The sequence below is a fragment of the Myceligenerans indicum genome (assembly GCF_016742955.1).
In the GTDB taxonomy this organism is placed as follows: Bacteria; Actinomycetota; Actinomycetes; order Actinomycetales; family Cellulomonadaceae; genus Myceligenerans; species Myceligenerans indicum.
Genome location: NZ_JABBYC010000051.1, coordinates 1 through 23,488 on the forward strand (window position 1 = coordinate 1; position 23,488 = coordinate 23,488).

Genomic DNA, 23,488 nt, shown 5'->3' on the forward strand with positions numbered 1-23,488 from the left:
GCCTGCGTGATCGTGAACCCGCCCGCGACCATCGTGTCCAGCCCCACCTCTCGGGTGTCGCCCTGCGCGACCGTGTTGGTCGCGATTAGACCGAGCGTGCCCTTCGTTGACAGGAGTGATGTCGCACGGAGGAAGAAATAGGCAACGAGGTCCGCGCTACCGCGTCGACCTCCGGCAAGAACGTTGACGAACCAGTCACGAACATTCGTCCCCATGGAGCCGGTAAGTTTCTGGCCGCCGAGGAACGGTGGGTTTCCCACGATCGCATCGAAGCCACCGTGCTCGAAGACGTCCGGCACGGCGAGCACCCAGTGCAGCGGCTTCCAGCGTTCGTAGTCGGTCTCGACTGCTGGCGTCAGCCCGTGCCCTACGATTCCGTCGAGCATCGTCCGGTCACCGCCCGGCGTGAAGGCTCGGTCCACGGCGATGCGCAAGCTCTGGTAGTTCTCGTCGAGCGCCCTACCTGGCTTCCCGCCCAAAGCGAGCCCAGCCGCGATGACGCCGTCCGCGACAAGCGTGAGTTCGGTGGCGTCAGCCTGGTACCGGGCCCAGAGTCGCTTCTTTGCGTTTGCGGATCGCATGACGTCGTTCTCGACGATCTCGCCGGCGATCTGGCGGCGGAGGTTGGCCAGCGCTCGGACCTTGGCGCGTACGTCGACCGTCTCTACAAAGCCGACGTCTCCGCCGATGCCGAGGAGGCTGCCCGTGTGCTGGTGCTTCACTCTGCTTGGGTCGATGTGGACTTCCTCGATCTGCTTCACATCCGTGAGACCGAGGAGCGAGTTGCCGTGGAGGACCTTGTCGTCGACGAACGAGAATGGCTGGCCGGGGTCAAGTGAGACGAGCCAGAGGGAGAGCTTGCACATCTCGACGGCCATCGCGTTGATGTCGGCGCCGTAGAGGCAGGATGCGACAACCGCGCGTCGAGCCTTGATGAGGAGGTCGTGGGAGGTCTGCGAAGCGATGCCCTCTCGACGCCAGGCTTCAACGAGCCTGTCCGCGAGGTACTCGGTCGCCGCGACGAGGAACGCTCCCGAGCCGCAAGCGATATCGGCGACCTTGAGGTCGAGGATCTGGTTGGAGTCGATGGGTCGCCAGGTGTCACGGTCGGCGCTCTGGTGCGGCCCTGGCGAGTACACCAGCGGCTCGAGAGCATGCAACACCACCTCCTGAGCGAGCGACTTCGGCGTGTAGTGCGCGCCCGCGTTTGCGCGGGACTTCGTCTCGACGACGGCCAGCCCGCCCGGCTGGATCACGACGGGGCGGTCGCGCAGGTCGCGACGGATCAGACCAAGGTAGGGGCGCAACCTCGCGATCAGCGTTTCGTCACGGGTCACAGACAGCAGGGCGCGGTCTGCGTCCTCGACGCTCGTGTTGAGCTTCCGCACGAGACCGGAGGTGCTGTTCGGCTGGAGTTTCGCCGCGGACTGGTTCTTCTTGACCCAGTCGATGAGCGCCTTCGTGGCCTTCTCGTCGGCCTTGGCATCGCCGTCGAACTGTTCCCACAGGTCGTCGAGCACGTCGAGCGGAATCTCGGGCTCTTCGCCATCCTTCCCGATCAGGCCGACGGTGACGTCGTCGACCTCCTGTGACGTGTATCCGAGCAGGCCCTCGTAGATGTAGCCGATCTGCTCCACGCCGATGTCGCGGAAGGAGATACGGCGGCTCTCACCGCCGATCGGGGCGTACTGCACGGATCGCAACACTTCGAGCATGACACGGTCGGACACCGTCACGGTGAGGGTGCCGCTCGCGTCGATGGCGGTAAGCCAGGGGAAACGTTCGGCGTCGAACAGGGAGCCGCCGTAGGCGGGCAGGCGCATGTCCTCGGTGTTCACGCCCGAGTAGAGCGCACGAGAGGTCGCGAGGAGGCGATGCCAAGTGTGGTGCGTCGCGTCGAGGGATTCTGCGCCTTCGTCCTGAAGGCGGGCGTCGAGGCGGTCGAGTTCCTCGCTGACGCCGTAGGCGCTGGTGAACAACACAGACGGCGGCATCATCGAGCGTTCCTCGGCGAAGAGGAGGAACACGACTCGCATCATCGCGGTCACCGCGCCGTCGTACACCTGCCCTCGATCCGCCGGGAGGGGATCGGGACGGCCCGCTCCCCGGGCCTCCGCTGCGGACTCGGAGAAGGCGGTGACGACGAGTTCGACGGCACGGCGCACCTGGGTGCCGAGCGCGACGGTGATCTCTTCGGCCGCGGTCACCGACTCGCGGAAGAGAGCGGCCAAGCGGTTCGCGCTCTCGCCGCCAAAGAAGCGCTGAAGGTCGAGTAGCGCGAAGAACGCATTGCGGGCGTCGGGCTCCTCGATCCAGGTCTGGGAGTCGACGATGCCCGATGCGGTCATCGTCTCCGGCTGGGCAGAGACGATCGCCCACCACCGACCGTCGGTCACCACGCCAACGAGGTGGCCGGTATCGCGCAGGAGTGCGTCCATCCGGTCGATCGGGGAAGCCGACCACTCGTCGGTCCCGGGGTCGCGCAGCGAGACGACCGGGTCGACGACAAAGACGAGGGCTCCGACGTCGTTCCCGCGACGCAGCGCGCCCGTCGCACGAACCTCGACGCGTCGGGCCGGCGAGGTAGCGGTAGGAACACCGGCGGCACCAATGGGGTTCGGGAGCGTCGCCAGGTCCCAGGTGAGGAGGTTCTCCCAGCCCGCGACGTCTTGCAGCACCGCCTGCACCCACTTGTCGCGCGCGCCGCGGTACTGGGCGATTGCGGCTTCGCTCGCACCTCCGGTGGTGGCTGCGGCGCGGGTGTAATCGTCCCAGGCGCGGTCGAAATCGGGCTTGGCGTCAACGAGTGTTCCCTTGGCGGCATCGGAGACATGCCCGATGCCCTGAGGCCAGACGCGCTTGAGCGCGGGGACAGCGAGGAACGGACCTTCGCGGTCGACGAGTTCGAGCCAGGCGCGGTGGCGTCCGGCGACGTCGGAGGCGGTGCGGCGGCGGTGCGGGCGGGTCACTCGAGGTCTCCCAGGTTGGCGGAGCGAGCGTCGGCGGGGGTGAGGGCGAAGACCACTGCGGCAGCAGAGACGTACGGCCTGACGTCGGTGTACCGGTCACTAATTGCCGCGATCTCTCGCTCTTCCTCGGACTCCAGTTCTTCGAGGCGGTTCTCCATCGCGCGGATATCCTCGCGGAATTGCCTTCTCTCCTCAGGAAGCGTGAACAGCGACTCAGCGAGTTCTGCTTCCTCGCGTCGGAGTCGGCTCAGGGAGTCGGTGAGGTTACGGCGGAAGGCGGCATAGATCTCGCGAGCGCGGTCGGTGTCGGCAGCCCGGCGCTTGGCCAGTTCGTCGGTGACCGCGTGCTGCTTCCGGTCGGCGGCGCGCCGCATGGCGTCGTCGAGCCGGGTCCGCAGGCCGCGTTCGGCGGTGTTCCACTCCTCGGCGAGGCGTGAACGGACCGGCTCAGGAGCGAGTTCGAGATCCGACAGGTCGAGAGTCCGCTCGACGAGCGTCTCGGCCTTTGCCTCGGCGAGCGCGCGGCCCTTGAGGCGCAGGCCTGCGAGGAAGACTTCCTCGTGGAGGCGCAGCCCGCCGCGACCGACGAGCACGAGGCGGGCGACGGCGGCGACGCAGGACTCTTCAATTTCCGGGACGACGACGGCGGTAACGCGGCGCATCGAGGAGTCGGCGCTGAACAGTGAGGATCGCAGGATGCGACCGGCTTTCTGTAGCAGCCCGTGCCCGAGGTGGACGTGGACCACCTCTCCGGTGGAGACCAGGTCGCCCGAGCCGCCGTCGGACACGGTGTCGTCGAAGGTGATGGGTCGGTTGACCCCGGGCTGCAGGCGGGTGTCGAGGCCGCGGAGGGCGGGCTGCCAGGCCTGGCCAAGGTTCGGGACCGCGAAGGCCGTGAAGTCGGGAGAGTCCTCGTCCCAGCCGAGCGCGTCGGCGCCAACTTCACGCAGTGACGGCTGGTTCGTCAGGGCGAGCGCTGTGTCCAGCACCCGGCGCGCGTTGTCCGGTGTCAGGTGCATACGTGCCTTGAGGCTGTCGTACTGGCTGGCCAGCCGGGTCAAAGCGCGGTTCAGCTCGGCGGAGCCGGCCATGACCTGGTTGACGGCCTCGGCATCTGCGGACTTCCTCGTGGTGCGGGGCTTGTTGAGGCGACCGAACTGGTTCTGGATGTCCGCGTCGATCACCGGGTTGACGGAGCCGAGGTCGCCCTTGACGGTTGCGACCTTTCTCGCGATGACCTCCATGAACTTCATGGCGCCGCCGAATTGACTGGAGGCAATGTCGGGGACGAGTTGCAGTACCTCGGGCCGGTGTTGCTGCCCGTACCGGTCGATGCGGCCGATGCGTTGCTCCAGGCGGGATGGGTTGAAGGGGACGTCGAAGTTCACCAAGCGGTGGCAGTGAGCCTGCAGGTCGATTCCCTCCCCTGCGGCGTCCGTGGCGACGAGGACGCGCACCGACTCCTTGGACGGGTCAGTGGTGAAGCGAGCGCGCGTCAGCTCGCGGGCCTCGGTGTCCGTGGATCCCTGGATCGTCGCCAGGCGGGCCTCGTCATAGCCGCGCTGGCGCAGGTTCGACACGATCCAGTCCAGGGTGTCGGCGTACTCGGTGAAGATCACGACGCGCTCGTTGGTCCAGTGCTCGCCATCAGGGCGGCAGATCGCATCGAGCCACTCCGCCAGAGCGGTTAGGCGGGAGTCGGCCCGGTGCTCAAAGCTCAAGCCCCAGGTGACCAGGCGGTCGATCTCGTCGGCCGTCGCGGCGGACAGGGGGTCGTTCTTCTTCGACTGGCGCAGGGCGCTGAACTCCGGGTGGTCGACGAGTCCCTCCTCTTCGTCGTACTGCTCGGACCCGAAGATCTCCGCGTAGGGGTCGGCATCCGCCTCCCAGTCGTTGCCGCCGCCGAACTGTGCCTCGCGGTAGGAGTCGAGGGTGCGTCCGAAGGCATAGGGACTGGACAGGAATCGCTTCTTGAGCAGCATTGACACGATGTCGCCGGTCTTGCGACGGCCGTTCTGTTTCGCGGACGCGTCGAGGATCCTGTCGAGGAGGTCAAAGGTCTCCTCCTCATCGGCGGCGGGTTCGAAGACGATCGTCGACAGCTCGCGCGGCTTGAAGTTCTTGGTCTCGATGTCGCCCTTGAGTCGACGGACCGTGACGTCCCGCAGCGCTTTGGGGTCCACGGACGCGCCACGGGAGAAGCGACGGTTGTCGATCATCTCCAGCAACGCGGTGAAGCTCTCCGAGTGGCCGTTGTGCGGGGTCGCACTCAGGAAGAGCCGGTGCTCGCAGACACGTGCCAGGTCCCGCACGGCGTGCGTGCGCTGGGAGTCGATTGCGTAGCCACGGGCCTGACCGACTCCGGTCGGACTCGACGGGGCGACATGGTGCGCCTCATCCACGACCAGCATGTCGAACGCGTACCGGCGCGCGGTGTTCGCCTGACCGATCTGGGTCGTGGCGTCGCGCAGCAGACGCTGTGCCCGGACTCCTGGTAGCCACGCCATCGAGACGATCACCCGCGGGAAGAGGCGGAACGGATTCGCGTTCAGGCCATGCGTGCGCCGCACCTGCGCCATCAGCTCGGAGTTGACGATGACGAACTCCAGCCCGAACTTCTCGCGCATCTCGTCCTGCCATTTCAGCGCCAGGCTCGGCGGACAGACGATGACGACGCTGCGGGCTCGGTGCCGCAGGAGAAGTTCCTGGATCACAAGGCCGGCCTCAATGGTCTTGCCCAGCCCTACGTCGTCGGCCAGCAGGAGGTTGGTTCGAGGTGCCTGCAGCGCCCGGCGCAGCGGTTCGAGCTGGTAGGCCTCGACGTTCGCCCCCGAGCGGAACGGCGCCTGGAACTCGTCCGGGTCGGCGGACGTGATGGCGCCCCAGCGCACGGCATCCACGAACGCCGCAAGGCGGTTTGGATCGTCGAAGCCGTCGACGGTGACGCGCTCGGGCAGACCGCGGTCGGGGGCGACCGAGTGCCCGACTTCCAGCTCCCACACGACGTTCAGGTCCTCGCCCAGGCGGTCCTCGTCGAGCGATTGCAGGCTCACGACATGATTGAGGCGGGCTACGCCGTCGTCGGCCGGGCTACGCAGAAGTCCTTGCTCGCGGACGTCGGTGACCGCCCAGGTTGACCCTCGGACCTTGACGATCTGGCCGGGCTCCGGCAGCGGGGGCATCCCCGAGAGCGTGGCCGTGCCCTGGTGCTCCGTCGCGATCGTCGTCAAGGTCCCGCCTCTGCCCTCGGAGTCTGTTGGCAGGAGTCCAGCCGCACTCCTGACACCGATCGTAAGACCATGAGCAGCACGGATGCCAGGTAACGCAGGCCTGCGGGCACAAGATCACCCAGCCGAGCAATCGGTGCCCTTGGCGATTCCGCCCGATATCCTCCGGTCATGGCCCAGGTGCATTTCGGACCACGACAGAAGCCACCACTCGACGGGAGTGTGCGCTCAGCCGCGTACAGCTTCATCGACAAGCTCCGTGAGGACGACACCGCACCCGGGCTGCACATCGAGCCGATCAGCGGCGCTGCCGACCCCCGGATCCGCACAGGCCGGGTCACCCGGTTCTGGCGCGCCGTGCTCACCAAGTTCTCCATGCCGAGTGGCGATACGCACTACATCTACCTCGGCACCTACCCGCACGACGACGCAATCGAGCTTGCGAAGAAGGTCGTCGTCAGGGTCAACCCGCTCTCCGGAATCACGGAGCTGGTCGACGCAGACCGGCTCTCCATGCCAGAGATCCACGAGCGAACGACGATCCCCTCTGAGAAGCCGAAACCGCCCACATCGCTCCCCGGTGCCGATCCGTTCGTCCCGACGTCGCTGCTGGTCGACCGATTCGGGATCTCTATGACCGATCTGCTCGCGCTGGGCGTCCACGAAGGCCTGGCCACACTGGCCGTCACTGCCCGGACGCAGGACGAACTGGCCGACGTCGTTGTCGACGCCGACGCGCCTGCCTGGCAGCAAGAAGTCCTGCTGGACCTCGGCACCGGTTCCCCGCTCGACGACGTCCGTACGCGATACCAGCTGGGTGCCGCCGCCGGCGACTCCGATGAGGACGTCGTCGCCGCCCTCGCCCACCCCGCCTCGCGTCTGGAGTTCTCCTACATCCAGGACGACCAAGCTATGCGTGCCGCGATCGAGGACGACGACTTCGGCCGGTGGCGGGTCTTCCTGCACCCCGAGCAGCAGGACTATGCCTTCACGCCACGCTCTGGAGCGTTCCGGTTGTCCGGCGGGGCGGGCACAGGAAAGACCGTCGTCCTGCTGCACCGCGCCCGGCACTTGGCCCGCGCGAACCCGGACGCGCGCATCGTCCTGACCACCTACAACAAGACGCTCGCCGAAGCTCTGCGCGAGAACCTGCGACTGCTCGACCGGACGATCCCCGTCGTCGACGAGCCCGGCACAGCGGGTGTCTTCATCGGGACGGTCGACGCCGTCTCGTGGCGGTTGCTCGCCCGCAGTCGCGTGAACGGCCTGCCGGTGGACGCTGCCGTCGAGGCGGTCTTCGGGACTCTGCGGGGAACCCGATCCAACGCACTGGACACCAGCCCCGATTCCGCCTGGCGTACCGCCCTGAGCCGGGCCGGCTTCGACTTGCCCGACTCCCTGCGGAACCCCGGATTCCTAGCCGCCGAGTACGTCACCGTGATCCTGCCCGCCCGGATCACGGCGCTCGACGCCTACCTCACCGTCGCTCGGACCGGGCGCGGGGTCGCGCTTGACCGCACCCGACGGCGAGCAGTCTGGGAGGTCATCGAGGCCTATCGGGCTCTCAGCGCTGAGAAGGGAACCACCGACTACAACGAGAAGGCGATCCTCGCTGCGGCCGCGCTTGACCTGGCAGCCGCAGCGGGCGTCTCGCGACCGGCCGATCATGTGCTGGTCGACGAGGCCCAGGACCTCACGCCCAGCCGCCTCCTGCTGCTGCGGGCCCTCGTGACGCCTGGCCCTGACGACCTCTACCTCGCCGAGGACTCCCGGCAGCGCATCTATGTTCCCCGAGTTGTGCTCGCCCAGCACGGCATCGCGGTTCGCGGCAGGTCCCGCCGGCTCACCCTGAACTACCGGACAACGGCCCAGAACCTCGATCTGGCCACGACCGTCCTCGACGGGAGCGACCTCGCCGACATGGAAGGCGGCGCGGTCGCAGCACCCGCCGACCGGTCCGCCCGTAGTGGACCACCGCCGCAACTCATCGGGCTCGACAGCCTGGAAGCGGCGTACGAGTCCGCCGCCCACATACTCCGCGGTTGGCTTGAGCGCGACCTGGCTCCGGAGACGCTGTGCGTACTGGTCCGTTCTGGCGAAGAGGGCGCTCAGCTCACCGACGAACTCACTCTGCGAGGGCTGCCCGTGCTCGCCGTCGGCTCGAAGCAGGTTCCTGGGCCAGGCCGGATATCGGTGATGACGATGCACCGGTCCAAGGGCATGGAGTTCCGCAACGTGATCCTGTTCGGCCTCACCCCCGAGGCGACGTCAACCCAGCTTGCGTTCCTTCCCGACGGCGACAAACCCGATGCGCTGCAACGCGAGCGCGCGCTCCTGTACGTCGCGACGACCCGGGCACGGGACGAGCTGGTCGTGATGTGGGACGGCGAACGGAGCGATCTCCTGCCGGTGCGCGTCTGAGCGTGATGACCGCTTCGTCGACGGTCGTCGCAAGCGTCTGGGTGCCTGCCGAGCGACGTGTGGGACGCTGTGGCGCATGAACATCGACCCGGCAGGCCCGGACGCACGGATGGGTCGCTTGCGCTTCGGTCGGCTCACCGAAGCGTGGACCGGCGAGGCATCAGACTTCACGCCGCTGCTGTCGGAACGGCTCGATCAGCTGGGTGAGGCCACCGGCGTGAACCTGGCGTCGGTGGGCCGCTCGGAGGTCGCTAGCGCCGGAGGCCGACGGATCGACATCGTCGCCCAGGACGCCGACGGGGCCGAGTTCGTGATCGAGAACCAGTACGGACGCGCTGATCATGATCACCTGACACGCGGGCTGGCCTATGCCGTGGCCTCGCGCGCCCGCGGACTGGTCGTGGTCGCCGAAGAACACCGCGACGAGTTCAAGGCCGTGGCGCGATACCTGAACGACCTTGCCGAGTCCGACACCGAGCGAGGGATCGCGGTCTGGCTCGTCGAAGCGCGCGCCGTACGGATCGACGACAGCGCGTGGGCGCCGATCTTCACCGCAGTGGTCGAACCGAACGAGTTCGTCACCACGGTCGAGCAGGAGAAGCCGAAGCGGTCAACTCTCTCGTCGCTCGATGAGTTCTGGGACCTCTTTGAGGAGTCGGAGCTTCAGGCCGCCGCAAGCGCGGTCGTGGGCCACTGGATACAGACTGGATTCCGGACGAGGTTGGGGCCGAACCACGTCGTGCTGGAAGCGGAGGGTCCGTCCAAGAATGGCTATCGGACCGTCGTCGTGCTCTACGCGGACGGCCGAGTGATGGTCCCGTTCAACTCCTACGCCGGCTCGAACAGCGGGATCGAGATCGAGTCACTCACGACCGACGAGTTCCGCCAGCATGCTGACGCCCTGTTCGGGTTCAACGGGACTGAACAACAAGCGCGGACCGTTCCGGGCTGGCTGACTCCCTCGCGCGTCGAGCCTCTTGACGCGTTCTGTGAGCGGGTCGCCGAGGCCTATCACATCGCGCTGCGGAAGCCCGTGTGAGCGGCGTGCCCCGACCTGCCGCCGCGATGTTAGCCCAGTAGGCGGGCCTTCGCGGCAGCGAACTCCTCGTCGGTGAGCGCTCCCGCTTGATGCAATTGCGTGAGGCTCTTCAACTGCTCAGCGAGTCCATCCGAGGCCACTGCTGGGGCCTGCGGTGGTACAACCTGAACGTTGACTTGCTTGGCGCGTCCGACCCGAGCCCTGAGATCGTTGATGTCAGTCAGGTAGCCGTTGTACTCGGCTTTGGAAAGGGGCAGGGTGTTGCTCAGCGTCCAGGGGTCGTTGCTGTCAGCGTTCCGCGATCGGTCGCTCCCGCGCCAGTAGTCCTTGTTCGCAGTTCCTTGATAGCTCGGAGTGAGAACCTCCAGAACGCCGCTCATCAGTCCCGAGTTGTACTCAATGCCTGTGATGTCAACGAAGTGGAACGATGCGGCGCGCTCGCCACCGAGCGTGCCCGCCATGAAGCTCGTCAGTGCACCGGTCTTGATGATCGCCATGCGGTCCTCGAAAGCCACGAGAGTCCCCGCGCCGCCCGATGACGTCAGGATGAGCCAGGGGTGTTCGTCCTCGTAGCACTGCCGCAGGATCGCCTCGCTGGCCTTGCGCGATAGCCTCCCTCGAATGGTCGTACTCGGCCAGTCAAGATTCCGTGCGGCCTCCATCCGCTTCGCCGCTGCGGCCGCACGCTCTATGGCAGCCGCCGCAGCCGCATCCGCATTATCGAGGGCTGCCAGTAGCTCAGGTGGCGCAGGAGTGCTCTGGCCGAACCGAACGTAGTACTCGATCGCGCCCACGTCGTCCTCGGGGACCTGCCTGAGCGCAATAGGTCCGTCAGCCTTGCGGTCGATGTCGATGGTCCCCATCTTCGCGTCGGCGGTTAGCGACTGAATCTCGGAGTAGCGTGCCTCGAAGTTGATCCAGTGCCCCGAGAGCCCGACAACACGAAGCGGAGTAACGACGATCTCGCTCACGACGGGCGCCACGCTGTTGCAGACGCCGAGGTACCACACATCCTCGTTCGGCAGCAGTGCCGTTCGGGCGATGGCCAGCTGCTTTGCAGCCTTCGTAGGCTTCCATTTCACGGAGAAGTACGTCATCGAGACCCTCTGCGGTGAGTTGCCGTGAATACAGCAATGCTATCGTCCTCAGCCGACCACATCGCTCCGGACCGGCATGCCGAAACATCACCCCTTGGGACACTCCCTGCCTGGGAGAGCCTCCGGTATCGTCGCCGCGTGGCAGCGACTCGGGTGCGAGACCAGCACATCGCCGTGTTCGGTGGGAGCGGCAGCGGCAAGACGGTCCTGGTCTCGTCGTTCTACGGCGCTGCGCAGGAGCAGTCATTCCACCAGGAGAGCTTGTTCCATGTCCTTGCTGATGACGCCGGCCAGGGGAACCGCCTCCGCCAGAACTACCTGGGTATGAAGAACCAGGCGAGGGTCCCCGAGGCCACCCGGTTCGCAGCGACCCCCTACTCCTTCACGATCAAGCTGAAGGACCAGGGCGACGCCAGTGCCGCCAAGGCGCGCTCTTTCGACGCCCTCCGTCTCGTCTGGCACGACTACCCGGGCGAATGGTTCGACGAGGACCCGAGCGGCGAGACAGAGACGCAGCGCCGCGTCGGCACGTTCCGATCGCTACTCCGGTCCGACGTCGCGCTCATCCTGGTGGACGGCCAGAAGCTACTCGACCACGCGGGCGAGGAGGAGAGGTACCTCAAGTCGCTGTTCTGGAGCCTGCGTGAGGGGATTCTGCGACTCAAGGACGATCTGCTCGACGCCGGCGAGCCGCTGGTCGAGTTTCCTCGAATCTGGATCATCGCGCTGTCCAAGGCCGACCGTCACCCAAACCTGGACGTCCACGATTTCCACGACCTCGTCATCGAGAAGGCCGCCGACGACGTGACCGCGTTGCACGACGTGATCAAGAGCCTGGTGCAGGTTCCCGAGGCGTTGTCGATGGGCGAAGACTTCCTGCTGCTCTCGTCAGCCAGGTTCGAGCCAGGCCGGATCGAGGTCGCCGAGCGCGTCGGCCTCGACCTTCTCTTGCCGGTCGCCTCTGTGCTGCCGCTGGAGCGATTCGTCCAGTGGTCCGAGCGGCTCGACATCCCGCGCAAGTGGCTCGACCGGCTCGTGGACAACGCCGACGCCCTGTCGACTGCACTCGCCGGGGCAGGCGCCGTCGCGGCCTTCGTGTCCAGGGTGCCCAAGGTCGGCCCGGCACTCGGCAAGGTCGCACTCCCCGCGCTCGCCGCAGCCATCAAGTTCGGCGCTCCGAAGATCAAGGAGATCAACGCCGACGCGCGGGCGAACAAGGACTACCTCACGGCGGTACTGACCCAGTTCCAGATCGACCTCGACCGCGGCGTGAACGACGGCGTGCTCGTGAAGAGCATCCGGTGAGCCTCATCTGGGCGACACGCGGTCGATCCTGGGGATTCCGCTTCCTCCGCGACGGAGGCTTCACTGATCCGCTCCCTGCCTATGAGCGTGCGTTCGCCGGGATCGAATCCGAGCCGACGATGTACCGGCGCGTCGGCAAGCAGGTGGCGTTGCGCTTCCCTGACCCCAAGGATCGCTGCGATGAAGCGGGGCGTGTCATCCCGCACGACATCGTCGTCATGTCACCGCTGGCGGACGATGTCCGCTCCGTCGAGGACGGCCAGCGGATCGTCTGGCCCCTGCTCGCTGAGGCCTTCGCCCGCCTGTGGGACCTGCCGCGACCACCCTCAGCGAGCGACCTCCGCGAAGCCGTTGATGGCGATCCAAGTAGCGGTACGTCACGATCCGCCTGATGCCTGGATTCCTGCCGGTCCCTGCCCCATCCCACCCTGGCGTGCCGCGCCTCGTCCGATCGAACACTACGCCCCCGATCGGCGCAGACGGCCTCGTGGACGAATCTGACCGCCCTCGTCCAGCACGGCCTGCCGCACCGCCTCGTCGCCGATCCCCATACAGCGGGCAACCTGCGTCAACGTCATCCCACCCGCATACAGTGCCGCCGCACGAGCGCGCCCCTCGGCGTCCAACCCAACCACCCCAACCGCAACCCCCTCCCGCCGAGCCAGCACCGGGATCGTGCTCCGATGCACCCCGTACTTCACGCTGATCTCCCGAACCGGCATCCCCGCCTCGTAATCCGCGACCAGCTCGGCCCGCTGCGAAGGCCGCAACCGTGTTTGAGACTGCACCCGATTCTTCGTCAGCGGACCCCGCTCATCGCGCCGATCCGCCTCCCCCGAGCCGGCACGCCTCCCCTCACTCCCCCGCAGAACGCGCCGAACCAGCGTTGCCAGCGCCGGCCGGATGTTTGAGAATCGCCCAGCAAGGCCCACCTGAGGTTCGATGTTCGAACTCGCGAGCACCTGACTATCACGATCAGTGGCGAGCGCCAGCCGCTGGCCGTACGGCAGCCGACCGGACGAGCTCCAGGCGGTCCTCGCTGTCCCCGACCAGCACGATCGCTGTCACGCCATACCCATCACCCGAACCGACCCGGACAGCGTGCACCTCACCACCGCGTCCTACGAAGCCGACGGCGGTTCTCACCGCTCGCCGCCATGACGCCATCGGGCCCGCCGTACCGCCCGGAAGTCGCACTGAAGATCAGCGGCGACACTCAGTGAATCGTCCAACGAGGCCACTACCATCGGCCCGGGATCCAACGGCGGCGAGCCACCCAGATGAGCGATCGCCGCCGACGCGTACCCCGCAGTTCCGAGGACGTCATGGCCGTCGAGGCGCTCGACGAACGACCGCATCCCCGCGACGGCGTCCGGCCCGGCGATCAGCACGCTGACGGTGACCAACGGGCCGGCGGCATGCCCGTCCGGCACAGAGCCCCACGCGTCAACAACCGCCCGGCGTACCTTGCCGACAGGCACGGCCAGCGCGAACCAGGCACCAATGGTCAGTTCGCGCCAGTCCCTCCCCTGCAGAAGCCACACCACCTGCTCGGCAGTCACTGTCCTGCCCGCTCGGAGCAGCGCGCGCCGGAACCGGCGCGCAGCGCGCGGATCCACCTCATCCGGGGCCTCCACCAGGTACATCTTCAGGTAGAAGGGCCGAACGAGCCGATTGAGCAGCCGGATCTCAGCGCGCGTGTAGTCGTCAGCGAGTGGATCGCGGCGAACGCGATACGCCCTCATGCGTCGGCGAGAGCACGGTCCGAACGGGAACTCGCGTCCTCGACCCAGCGGACCGCTCCATGAACCGCGCGAAGTCCGAACCAGACCGTCGCGATCACCAACCAAGCAGGAACTCCACCCGCCGCGATCCCCGCAGACCAGGCCAGCGCCTCGGACATCGCCATGCCGGGCTCCCCCACGGCGAGCGTCGTCGTGCCGGCCACCACGACGACGACCCACAACAGAATGCTCACGACGACGAACACCAGCACGCGCCGCCGAGACCTGGAGCCAAGACGTGCCGAGACCCCGACGGCGAGAAGCGCGAGAACGGTGTAGCCCACGCCCGCGGCCGTCGCCACGACGAGCAGGAACGGCAGAGCCAACGGCCCACCCACAGGAGTGTCCGTCACGATCGCCACCACGACCAGAACGACGTAGAGCACGAACGCCAGCACCGGATACACCAGGACGGCGGCAACTCCACCACCGCCGAAGCACGCCAACGTCACCACCAACGACCCGAACTTCCTGACCATCCGGCCACTTCTCGGTACCGATTCACTCTCAGCACGCCGACCTCGTGACGAGGAGCCGGGCTTCGCCGAACTGCCCATCAGAGCTTTCCGGCGCGGTACACGAGGCGATGAGTGCCGACGACGGCCCGCACGCACTCATGGACGGCCGGCCCGAGCCGGGGCCAGTCCCAGAACCACAGACCGAGCGCGGCAAAGGCGAAGTAGTCCTCGTCCCATCGCCACTCCGGGAGCGGAACGTCACCGCCGCATCCAGGGCACGGATGAGCCGAAGGATCGCCACTCAGCCACACCTCGACGCCGTCGAGCAGGCCATTGGCAAGATCCCCGTCGATCATCCGGTCGCATCGCGGACACTGCGCCCAGTCATAGCCACCCTGTCCGCCGTAGAACACAGTTCGCGTGGCATCGATGCGAACACCGTCGGGTGTCCACCGCTCCGGCGTATTGACCGCAGCAGCCCATTCTGGCCCAGGCTCGTGTCCGGGGTCACCGAACGCAGCACCGGCGACAACGTCCGGCAGGATGATCTGCTTCTCAACGAGGCGAGTCACGATCTCGTGAGCAAGAACCGGCGCCTCGCCGTCGGAGGCATCCACATCGGCGATCCACTGGAACCACGTACCCACCGACCGGCTCTCCTCCTCAATCACTCGGCACACGCCCTTACCAGTAGTGAGACCGGAGGCGCGCGGAGGTCTCACCATAGCGGTCGGCCTGGGTCAGAGCCGGGCCCTTATATGCCCTATCTCAACTCTCCGAACCCCGATTCGACCCCAATCGAAGCCCTCGACAACCCCACAACGGCCAATCCCAGCATTAAGATAGACCCAGGTCACCGGGCATTTCCGCCCGATTGATCCGCCCAACCCGATGCCGGCGAAGGTGTCTTCCAAACTGATTACGCGGGTTCGATTCCCGTCGCCCGCTCACAGCAGCTCCGCCCCAGGTCAGACGAGGTTTTCTGACCTGGGGCGGAGTCGTTCCGCCGGGTCTCAGACCTACCTGTGAGCCACAAGTGGGCCACACGGTGGCCCGCGGCAGGCCAGTTCTGTCGACGAAGCGCGATTGGCTACCCCGAGCAGAGACGGCTGGCGAGCCGTTGCCTTTGGTCGTCCGGTAACTGCTCCGCTAGGGTTTCGCGCATGGTCGGTCGGCGCACTTCGCGGGAAGTTGACGGGCAGACCATCTCCGGGGTGACACGGCTCGCGTTCATCAGGAACGGCGGGACCTACTTCGTCACCGATCTCGTGATCTACGCCGACGGGATGATCGATTGCTGGGGTCTGGTCGATCTGGAGGAGTTCGAACGCAAAGTTGCCTCGGGCTGGGTCGCGACGACGCTTGAGGAAGGCGCTCACGCCTCGGCACACCATGTCGGCTCGTGGAGGTTCGCACAACCACGGTCCTGGGTCACGCCTGAGGGGCTCGTCGGTGAGGTCCGCGATCAGGTCGATTCCCTCGCCGGCCGGCCCGACTCCACCAGCCGCTGCCGGGCGGCGATCGGTGCGTTCCTCGACGATCCCACCCGGGCTCGACGTCGTGCTCTGTTGGACGCGTACCTCGCGGTGCCTGAGCACCTGCGGGTCTACATGCTCGGCGACATGGACAACAAGGATTGGCCGGTCCAGGCTCTTGCCGTCGGTGTCGGGAAGAAGCGTCCTCGCGACGGCACCCGCGTCACCAAGGAGTTGTACGAGCACGCTCTGCGCTACTTCGAGAGGCAGAGCGAGTTCGACCCAGGATGGTTACTTCCCAAGCCCACGAGGATCAAGACCAGCGAGTTGGTGGCCCCGGTGCAGGTGCCGGCCGCCGTCTACCCACAGGGCATCGACACCGCTCCGGCGATCCATCGGTTGCGCAACTCCTTCCCGTGTGAAATCCGCGCGGCGGGCCACAGGTTCGACAACGTGGAGACCGCCTGGCACGCGCTATCGGTGGCCGATGACGAGGCGCGCGCCCGGATCGCAGGAGCGCCAGGGCCGTACGACGCCAAGAAGCTCGCCGACGCGCTCGACAAGCGCGATGGCTGGGTTGAGGCGCAAGAGGCCGTCATGCATTCGCTCCTGAGCGCCAAGTTCATGCGGCACCCGGATCTCGCGGACATCCTGCTGAGCACCGGAACTGCTCCGATCCACTACGACGACTTCGATGGGCATTGGAGCACCGGTGGGCGGAACTGGATCGGTCGACTCCTGGAACTGGTCCGTAGCGAGTTGCGGGCTCAGGCTGCCGGGCTGACGAACCTCGTCGACCACGCATCCTGAGTTAGCAAAATGCCGCCAACGCTGCTCCTGCCACCGCACCTGACCGCATCGGCCGAGGCTGTCCGCGCTGCCACCGAGGCGCGCGGTCTGACCACGGTGCAGTTGCCGACCTTCGACCTCCCTGAGGGGATCGCGGCCGAGCATTTGCACGCCGGCCCGACGTTCACCGACGCCGTCGCGCCGAGTCTCGGCATCGCGTGCCTCGAAGCACCGCCGACCTGGCTTGAGGACCTGCCGCGCGAAGTCGTCGGCCGGACGATCACTGCGATGCCGATTCTCGACGCCTGGACCCTGCGATACCCGGCGTTCATCAAGGCGCCGAACGACAAGTCCCTGCGCGCCATGGTCTACACCGACGGCACCCGCCTGCCCGGCGCGGACGCCGTTGACCCGGACACGCTCGTCCTGGTCGCCGAGATCGTCTCCTTCACCGCAGAGTTCCGCCTTTTTGCCCTGGACGGGACGATCCACACGTCCAGCCAGTACGCCGCCCGCGGCCGCAGGTACCTGGCACCGCTGGCCGACGACGTCACGTCCGCTGCCGCCGCGTTGATCCGCGACCTGGCCGAGACGTTGCCGTCGGCGATCGTTGTCGACGTCGGACTGCTCGACGACCGACTCGTGGTGATCGAGGCCAACGCCGCCTGGGCATCAGGCACCTACGCATCCGACGTCGACCGAGCCCTCGATGTCATCCTTCGCGCCGCCGGCCCAGTGGCGGGCCTGTTGCGTCGCGACGAGGCGTTCACCCGACCGGTTCCCGGCCGGTCCTCGTCACAAGGAATGCGCAGGACCGTCAGTGAGCTTGCGCACGCCGCTACCGTTGCGCCTCGTGAGTCACCACCACCCAAGGTTCGTCCCGCCCGTCGATGAGCTCGACCTGTGGGGCGTACTGATCCGGACCGACTACTCCGACGACGCCCGCTTTGCGCGGGTGCTGGAGGACGCCAGGCGACAGGTCGGCTCGGGTCCGACCGATCGCGCAGGGCTGCTCATCGTCGCCGACCCGCGCCTCGCGCACGTCGAACCGGGCCGGGTGGCCGACCTCGTCGAGGTCGAGTCATTCGCGTTCCTGGCCGACGCCCGCTCGATGGCCGACTCGACCCTCCTGGTCGTGGACCTGTACGAGGACTCCGACACCTACCTGCAGACCTTCCGCGTCGCGCCGGAGGCGGTCTTCACCGTCGAAGCGAACCTCGCGATCGCCAACCTGGACTTCGACGACTTCGCATCACAGGTCGACGACGACGGCGTCTACCGCGAAGCCATCGACCACGGAGACGTGGGGTGAGTTCGTTCGAGCCTGTCGGTGACGATCGCACAGATTCACGAACAGACGCGCAACCATGATCGCGGATCTCGCGCTCAACACCTGACAGCACTGTTCAGCAGGTTGGGCGTGGCCAGGTGGCGGTAGCGGTCTAGCCCGTGGCGTTGCAGGCTTGGGGCACGGTTCGACAGCGGGGAGCTTGGTGATGCGAGCGGTCGCTCTGAATGACGCCGATCCGACGCGCCCGTCGATCGGGATGGACATTGAGACCGGTCGGCTGCGCGGTGCTTGGCGCGGCTCCACTGCGATCGCTCGAGGGCAGTCGGTGGATGTCGAGCTGGATCTCGCACTCCCTCGGACGATCGGCGGTCTCACCGTGATTGCTTCTACGAGCCGGGAGCCCGGCGTCCTGTACGGGGTGATCCAGGCCGTCCTTGATGAAGGTGTCATCGTGCTTCAGGTGGGAACCGCTGCCATCACGGCGATCCAGTCCCGCTCGGCTCGCGCGGCGGTGAGCTGGGCGGCCCAGCCCACCTCCTCCAGCCCACGCGAGTCGTGCCGCGAGTTCGGCCTCGACCCGGACCCGCACGAACGCTCGCCCCTCCCGGGTGTGCCTCAGCACAGGGTCGGCCACGAGCCGGGCGGAGGCCAATGCCTTGAGCGGCGGCTCAGGGCGCCGTCCGCGAGGCCGAGTTCAGCTTGCTGAGCAGGACGTCGAGCGACTCCGCGACCGGCGATCTGAAGGGCCACTCGCGGCAGCACCAGTCCACCGATCACGAGTCCAGGGGTCGCCGGCGTCGCATCTGGCCGGTTCGTCATTCGTCGAACCAGTCGGCCCGATACCGGTTCCGGAACGCGGCGGCGGCCTCGGCAGAGCGTGCGGTGAACATGACGGTCCCGGCCTCCAGGACAACGACGTCGTCCACGAGCAGCCACCTGGCCGTCACGGGGCCGTCCGACGGCTGGGCCAGGTCCACCGGGACTGCCCGAGCGAGCAGGTCTTCGAGGTCGTCGGCATCGAGGTCGTCGGCGAAGCTCGCCACGGACGCGTCGCGCCACAGCGACTCGAACACCAGCCAGTGCGCCACCGCCTCCGTGAACGACGCCGTCCACGGCTCCCACCACTGGTCCGACGGCTCGAACCGGTCGACGTGCACCACCACGGGCGGGTCGGGAAGGTGCAGGTCCTCGATCCGGACGCCCCAGATCGCCACGCCCTGGTTCTCGTGCCGCACCACCAGCACACCGTCCTGGACGTACAGCTTGCCGATGCTCAGCAGTTCGTCCTGATTCGACCACAGGTCCCGACGCCGGCCGGCCAGCGCGTACAACTCGCACACCGCAGCCGGGAACGACAGTCCCAGCCGCTGCTCGGCCTCCACAATCCGGGGCTCCTCAACGCCCGATTCGCCGTCGAGCGCGGCACCGAGCCAGTGCCGCGCGAACCGTGCCACGAACCGCCACGCAGCCTCGCGATCCAGGCCGGCTACCGCCGCTTCCGCGGCCAGATCGAACTCACCCACCTCGGTCATGACCACGACTGTAGCGGGAGCCTCTACCGGCCTCGGGGCGCCTGCGTGTGCCAGTTTTATCGCCGCCTCCAGCCGGCGATGCCGCACCGGGCGCGAATCTGGTCTACGTTCTGATGGCTCTGTTCCTGTGGAACTCCGTCAAGCTCGGCCTGGCCGGGCTCGTAGGGGCCGCGCGCCTCTTGTGGTCGCTCGTCGTGCGGACGAATGGACGTACCGCCGCCGGCCAGGCGCCAACTACGCGGGAGTTGCGGGACCAGGGAGTGTGCTCGACCGCCAGGCGGCCCACGACGTGTTCGGAGTTCGAGTCGTGGTACTCGTTGAGGAGCACCTCACGGCCGTCGAGCCGCACGGGGTAGTCACTCAGGAGCTGTTCAGCGCCCGGCGGTTCGACATCCGGGGTGCGCCGGCGCAGCAGAAGCACGTCGCCCGGAGAATCGCATCGAGAGCGAGAACCTTGGAGAACGTTCCGGTAGCTCTCATCGTCCTGATCGTCCTGCACGCCGTCGAGCGGTACCGCCTCATCCTCGTCGACGTCCACGAACCGCGCCGCGGTTGCCGTGCCGGCATGCGCCAGCCGTCTCGATCTTCCGCTTCCGAGGGCGTGCAGCCGTCAGCAGACGGGCCCATCCTGCGAAGACGCGCGGCCGGCAATCCTCGACTACTCTGACCGGACGAGCGTCCGCTTAGAGGGCGACCATGCGACGCGTCAGGAGGGTCTCCTTGCGAGCGGATGCGAGGTTGAACCGCGACCGCATTGTGGCGGCAGCACGAGCAGAGCTGGCCTCAGCGCGAACGCCGAGCATGGTGGACGTTGCGCGGGCCGCCGGTGTGGGACAAGGAACGCTCTACCGCCACTTCCCGACGTGGCAGGACCTCCTGCTAGAGGTACACCTGTCGGACATGGACGAACTCGCCGCAGCGGCGCCACGGCTGCTCGAGGAGCATCCCCCTCTGGAAGCGCTCCGGCGGTGGCTGCAACAGCTCGCCGAGTACGGGCGGCTCAAGAGAAGCCTGAGCGACGCGATGCATCACCTCATCCGTGACAGATCAGCCGCCGAGGGGCAGTTTCCCAACCTCGGGCCGTTCGACCTCCTGATCGATGCCTGCAAGGCAGACGGCAGCATCCGCCAGGACGTCACGGGGTACGACCTCATGCTCCTGGTCGGTTTCCTCTGGCGACTCGATCTCACGGACACCCGTGACGAAAGGTCGTCGCGCCTGCTGGATGTCGTGCTCGACGGTCTGAAGGCACCCGACGAGTCGAACCGGTGCTCGCCGATGCCGAGCAGCCCCTGACAGCCGCGACGGTCTGTCATTGGCGGGAGAGCCCACGCTGCCACCGCCGGGCGCGTACGAACTCGTTGCGTCAGACGGGGCAGCGGATGGCACTCAGGCCTGGGCGAGCCCCCCGTCGGCGAACAGTTCGACGCCCGTGATCGCGCTCGACGCATCAGAGGCGAGGAACGCGATGGATCGCGCGATGTCCCGCGGCTGGAGCAGACGGCCCAGTGGCGACTTCTCGCCCATCTCGTCCACCGCGGCCCGGACGCCGGCCTCGTCTCCGATCGCGTCCGCCAAGGCCGAACGAAGCGAGGGAGTGTCCACCGCGCCCGGACTCAAGAGGTTGAACCGGATGCCCGTGCCTCGCGCCTCCAGGATCCATGCCCTGACCATGCTCCGCAGCGCCGCCTTCGCGCCACCGTAGAGGCTCATTCCATAGCCCCCTTTGATCGAGGCCGTCGAGCCGACGATCACGACACTGCCGTTGTCCGGCAGGAGCGCCATCCCGGGCTGCACGGTGTTCAGCACGCCTTTGACGTTCGTGTCGAAGATGTTGTTGAACTGCTCCTCGGTGATCTTGCCGAGCGGGTTGCTGTCGCCCACGGCAGCGTTGGCGACCACGACGTCGAGCCGGCCGAACCTGTCGACCGCGTGCTCGAGCGCTGCCCGCATCTCCCGTTCGCTGCGCACGTCGGCGACCACACTCGACGCGGCCGGGCCCAGGTGGGTGCACGCCTGCTCCAGCTGAGCGACATCCAGCCCGGTGATCACCACCCGGGCACCCTGAGCAATGAACTCCTCCGCCGTCGCAAGCCCGATGCCCTGCCCGCCGCCGGTGATGATCGCGACCTTGTTCTCCAGAGGCTGCGCGTACTTGTACATGCCTGGCAATCCTTCACGTCGAGAGTGAGACCGCAGCTGACCGGCAGCCCAAGCCGGACGCTTGGACTTCCCCACATTCGGACAGCTGTCCATTTAGACAGTAGCGGACACATGTCCGGTTGTCCATGTTGTCGTCGGGCCGTCGCTCACTTCGTGCGATGTGTGAGCGGCGCGGAGAAGACCTGTGGTCTCGACCTCGCGGACGGTCGTGGCGGAGCGGTCCGGGTTGCCGCGTGGGGTGTATCGCCCGCACGTCCTCGGTGAAGTCCGGCACAATGCCGGTCCGTGAGAACACCATCACCGCCGTCGGACATCATCGCGGTGTTTCCCGCATTGGCGGGGCACGAGCGCACGACCACCAGACTGCATCCGGCACCGGGGGCTCCGACGGCGAGCGAGAGCTCGATCGGCGGGCCGCTGTGGTGGCCGGCCGACGAACCGTGGCCCCACGCCCGGGGTCGGTACGAGATCGACCGGTCTCGGCCGGCCGGGTCCCGCCAGGTGCAGGGCCCGCCTGTCCCGCTGCTGGCCGGGGTGCAGCTCTGGGTACGCGACGTCCCGGAGCTGCCACACCCCGACGGCATCGATCTGCTGCAGATCCTGTGGGACTCCTCGGACGAGGTGGACGCGTTCGACTCCGCGGGCTTCCGGACGGCAGGGCCCGACGACGTGTTCCGGGTCGTGTGGCGTCGTGCGGCCGACGTCGTCGAGGTACTGACCGACCAGCCACGCCAGACCGAGGCGCAGTTCATCCTCGATACCTACGTCCCGGTGCCCTGTGTGCTGAACCCCGAGAGGGTCGTCGAGTACCCGCCGTCCTGGGTGCTCGGTGAGGAGTTCGCGGCCGAGGTGGACGCAAGGGACAAGGAACTCGGCACCTGCTACGGCTGGGAGCACACCTACGCCGACGGAACGAAGATCGGAGGCTGGCCGGCAGACTCCGGTGTCGGAGGGCCCTACTACGAGGCCTTTCGGTGCGAGTGCGGAGCCGGCCTGGAAGCGTTCCTGACATTGGCGAGCACGGAGGTCGCGCACAACGAACGGACGACCACGACGACCTACTACCGGCCCGCGGAGAGTGAACCCCACGAAGAGTGCTCGCAGCCGACGGGTCTCGTCTTCGGGCGGTGGACGCATCTCCAGCTCTTCTACTGCCCTGCCTCGTGGGACCACCCGATCCAGCGCTTCGAGATGTAGGCCGAGGAACTCGGCGGCCCCCCGCGGGGCGTGGAGACCTGCGGCGCCGGCCGACGCGAGTCCGCTCGGGAGGCCGCCGGGATGGAGCCGCCGGGATGGAACTGGTGCCGGCCGAACGACATCGGGCCGTATGTGCCAGAGTGTCGGAATGCCATCCCCGCAGACGCTCAGTGAGGCCGACCGCAGGCTCGTGGCCCTGTGGGCCGCGGACTGCGCCGAGCGCGTGCTCGCGCTGTTCGAGGCCGAAGCACCCGCCGACGATCGCGCCCGGGACGGCATCGCCCGTACTCGGGCGTTCGGCCGGGGTGAGCTCGGCGCCGCCGAGGAGATCCGCCGCCGGTTTTTCGCGGGCCGCGCCGCCCGGTCGGCGACGAGCCCTGCCGCGGTGGCAGCCGCCCGTGCCGCGGGCCAGGCGTCCGGCGTCGCGCACATGGGCGCTCACGCCCTGGGCGCGGCCGCGTACGCCGCGAAGGCCGCCGGACTGGCAGCACCTGGTCGGGCCGATGCCCGCGAGAACGAGGTCCGATGGCAGCTCGGCCACATGACGGCTGAGGTCCGTGCCGCACTTCGACGCCTGCCGGCACTCGGAGAGGACTCGTCCGGGCCCCTGGGGTCGGGACTGCTTGCCTCCGGCGTGCTCGCGACGACGATCCGCGACCTTCAGACCGAGCTGTCCGCACCCTGACCTGCCATCCAGAGCAGGCTCTGGCGTACCGCCGCTCGCCGGCGGCCGAACACGGA

Annotated in this window: 19 protein-coding genes; 11 read left to right on the top strand and 8 right to left on the bottom strand. The window is 67.5% G+C overall.

Going from position 1 to position 23,488, the window contains the following annotated elements; translation table 11 throughout:
* On the bottom strand, nucleotides 1–2,969 hold a 2,969-nt coding region (locus tag HGK34_RS18735; protein ID WP_201850223.1), incomplete at its 3' end, for an Eco57I restriction-modification methylase domain-containing protein.
* Entirely contained in the window at nucleotides 2,966–6,199 is a 3,234-nt protein-coding gene (drmD, locus tag HGK34_RS18740; RefSeq protein WP_244666935.1) for a DISARM system SNF2-like helicase DrmD, read from the bottom strand. The genes HGK34_RS18735 and drmD, both read right to left, overlap by 4 nt.
* Before the next feature lie 168 nt (nucleotides 6,200–6,367).
* Between drmD and HGK34_RS18745 the strand changes: the two genes are divergently transcribed.
* Nucleotides 6,368–8,617, top strand: a complete 2,250-nt coding sequence (locus HGK34_RS18745) for a 3'-5' exonuclease (protein ID WP_201850225.1) — start codon at nucleotides 6,368–6,370, stop codon at nucleotides 8,615–8,617.
* A 76-nt stretch (nucleotides 8,618–8,693) separates the two neighbouring features.
* Entirely contained in the window at nucleotides 8,694–9,656 is a 963-nt protein-coding gene (locus tag HGK34_RS18750) for a hypothetical protein (protein WP_201850227.1), read from the top strand.
* 29 nt (nucleotides 9,657–9,685) lie between these two features.
* Here the strand turns inward: HGK34_RS18750 and HGK34_RS18755 are convergent, their stop codons facing one another.
* A complete protein-coding gene (locus HGK34_RS18755; RefSeq protein WP_201850229.1) occupies nucleotides 9,686–10,753 on the bottom strand; it encodes an SHOCT domain-containing protein in 1,068 nt (355 codons plus the stop codon).
* 138 nt (nucleotides 10,754–10,891) lie between these two features.
* Here HGK34_RS18755 and HGK34_RS18760 point away from each other — a divergent pair, with 138 nt between their 5' ends.
* Together HGK34_RS18760 and HGK34_RS18765 are read left to right on the top strand one after the other, a co-directional pair.
* Entirely contained in the window at nucleotides 10,892–12,058 is a 1,167-nt protein-coding gene (locus HGK34_RS18760) for a TRAFAC clade GTPase domain-containing protein (protein WP_201850232.1), read from the top strand.
* The gene (locus HGK34_RS18765) at nucleotides 12,055–12,450 is read left to right on the top strand and encodes a hypothetical protein (RefSeq protein ID WP_201850234.1); all 396 of its coding nucleotides are present in this window, start codon (nucleotides 12,055–12,057) and stop codon (nucleotides 12,448–12,450) included. Before HGK34_RS18760 ends, HGK34_RS18765 begins: the two co-directional genes overlap by 4 nt.
* Nucleotides 12,451–13,200: 750 nt before the next feature.
* Here the strand turns inward: HGK34_RS18765 and HGK34_RS18770 are convergent.
* The 3 genes from HGK34_RS18770 to HGK34_RS18780 form a co-directional block, all read right to left on the bottom strand.
* The gene (locus HGK34_RS18770; RefSeq protein WP_201850236.1) at nucleotides 13,201–13,803 is read right to left on the bottom strand and encodes a DUF6000 family protein; all 603 of its coding nucleotides are present in this window, start codon (nucleotides 13,801–13,803) and stop codon (nucleotides 13,201–13,203) included.
* On the bottom strand, nucleotides 13,800–14,321 hold the full coding sequence (locus tag HGK34_RS18775; protein ID WP_201850238.1) for a hypothetical protein: 522 nt from the start codon (nucleotides 14,319–14,321) through the stop codon (nucleotides 13,800–13,802). Before HGK34_RS18775 ends, HGK34_RS18770 begins: the two co-directional genes overlap by 4 nt.
* A 77-nt stretch (nucleotides 14,322–14,398) precedes the next feature.
* Nucleotides 14,399–14,947 (bottom strand): hypothetical protein, encoded by a 549-nt coding sequence (locus HGK34_RS18780; RefSeq protein ID WP_201850240.1) that lies wholly within the window; start codon nucleotides 14,945–14,947, stop codon nucleotides 14,399–14,401.
* A gap of 516 nt (nucleotides 14,948–15,463) precedes the next feature.
* Between HGK34_RS18780 and HGK34_RS18785 the strand changes: the two genes are divergently transcribed.
* The 3 genes from HGK34_RS18785 to HGK34_RS18795 are packed head-to-tail and all read left to right on the top strand — an operon-like array spanning nucleotide 15,464 to nucleotide 17,876.
* Nucleotides 15,464–16,585 (top strand): NADAR family protein, encoded by a 1,122-nt coding sequence (locus HGK34_RS18785; RefSeq protein ID WP_201850242.1) that lies wholly within the window; start codon nucleotides 15,464–15,466, stop codon nucleotides 16,583–16,585.
* Between the two features lie 9 nt (nucleotides 16,586–16,594).
* Entirely contained in the window at nucleotides 16,595–17,458 is an 864-nt protein-coding gene (locus tag HGK34_RS18790) for an ATP-grasp domain-containing protein (RefSeq protein WP_201850244.1), read from the top strand.
* Nucleotides 17,418–17,876: a DUF6924 domain-containing protein gene (locus HGK34_RS18795; protein WP_201850246.1), complete on the top strand. Its 459-nt coding sequence runs from the start codon at nucleotides 17,418–17,420 to the stop codon at nucleotides 17,874–17,876. The genes HGK34_RS18790 and HGK34_RS18795 overlap by 41 nt, the downstream gene beginning before the upstream one ends.
* 794 nt (nucleotides 17,877–18,670) lie before the next feature.
* Here HGK34_RS18795 and HGK34_RS18800 read toward each other — a convergent pair.
* Nucleotides 18,671–19,387, bottom strand: coding sequence for a hypothetical protein (locus tag HGK34_RS18800; RefSeq protein ID WP_201850248.1), 717 nt, complete (start codon nucleotides 19,385–19,387; stop codon nucleotides 18,671–18,673).
* Nucleotides 19,388–19,649: 262 nt separating this feature from the next.
* Here HGK34_RS18800 and HGK34_RS18805 point away from each other — a divergent pair, with 262 nt between their 5' ends.
* Nucleotides 19,650–20,054: a hypothetical protein gene (locus tag HGK34_RS18805; protein WP_201850250.1), complete on the top strand. Its 405-nt coding sequence runs from the start codon at nucleotides 19,650–19,652 to the stop codon at nucleotides 20,052–20,054.
* Nucleotides 20,055–20,083: 29 nt separating this feature from the next.
* Nucleotides 20,084–20,683 carry a TetR/AcrR family transcriptional regulator gene (locus HGK34_RS18810; protein WP_201850252.1) on the top strand — a complete coding sequence of 200 codons (600 nt, stop codon included), beginning with the start codon at nucleotides 20,084–20,086 and terminating at the stop codon, nucleotides 20,681–20,683.
* A gap of 93 nt (nucleotides 20,684–20,776) precedes the next feature.
* Here HGK34_RS18810 and HGK34_RS18815 read toward each other — a convergent pair whose 3' ends face one another.
* The gene (locus tag HGK34_RS18815) at nucleotides 20,777–21,550 is read right to left on the bottom strand and encodes an SDR family NAD(P)-dependent oxidoreductase (protein ID WP_201850254.1); all 774 of its coding nucleotides are present in this window, start codon (nucleotides 21,548–21,550) and stop codon (nucleotides 20,777–20,779) included.
* Nucleotides 21,551–21,835: 285 nt separating this feature from the next.
* Between HGK34_RS18815 and HGK34_RS18820 the strand changes: the two genes are divergently transcribed.
* Together HGK34_RS18820 and HGK34_RS18825 are read left to right on the top strand one after the other, a co-directional pair.
* Nucleotides 21,836–22,747, top strand: coding sequence for a YwqG family protein (locus HGK34_RS18820; protein ID WP_201850256.1), 912 nt, complete (start codon nucleotides 21,836–21,838; stop codon nucleotides 22,745–22,747).
* A 148-nt stretch (nucleotides 22,748–22,895) separates the two neighbouring features.
* Nucleotides 22,896–23,432 (top strand): putative immunity protein, encoded by a 537-nt coding sequence (locus HGK34_RS18825; RefSeq protein ID WP_201850258.1) that lies wholly within the window; start codon nucleotides 22,896–22,898, stop codon nucleotides 23,430–23,432.
* Nucleotides 23,433–23,488 lie beyond the last annotated feature (56 nt).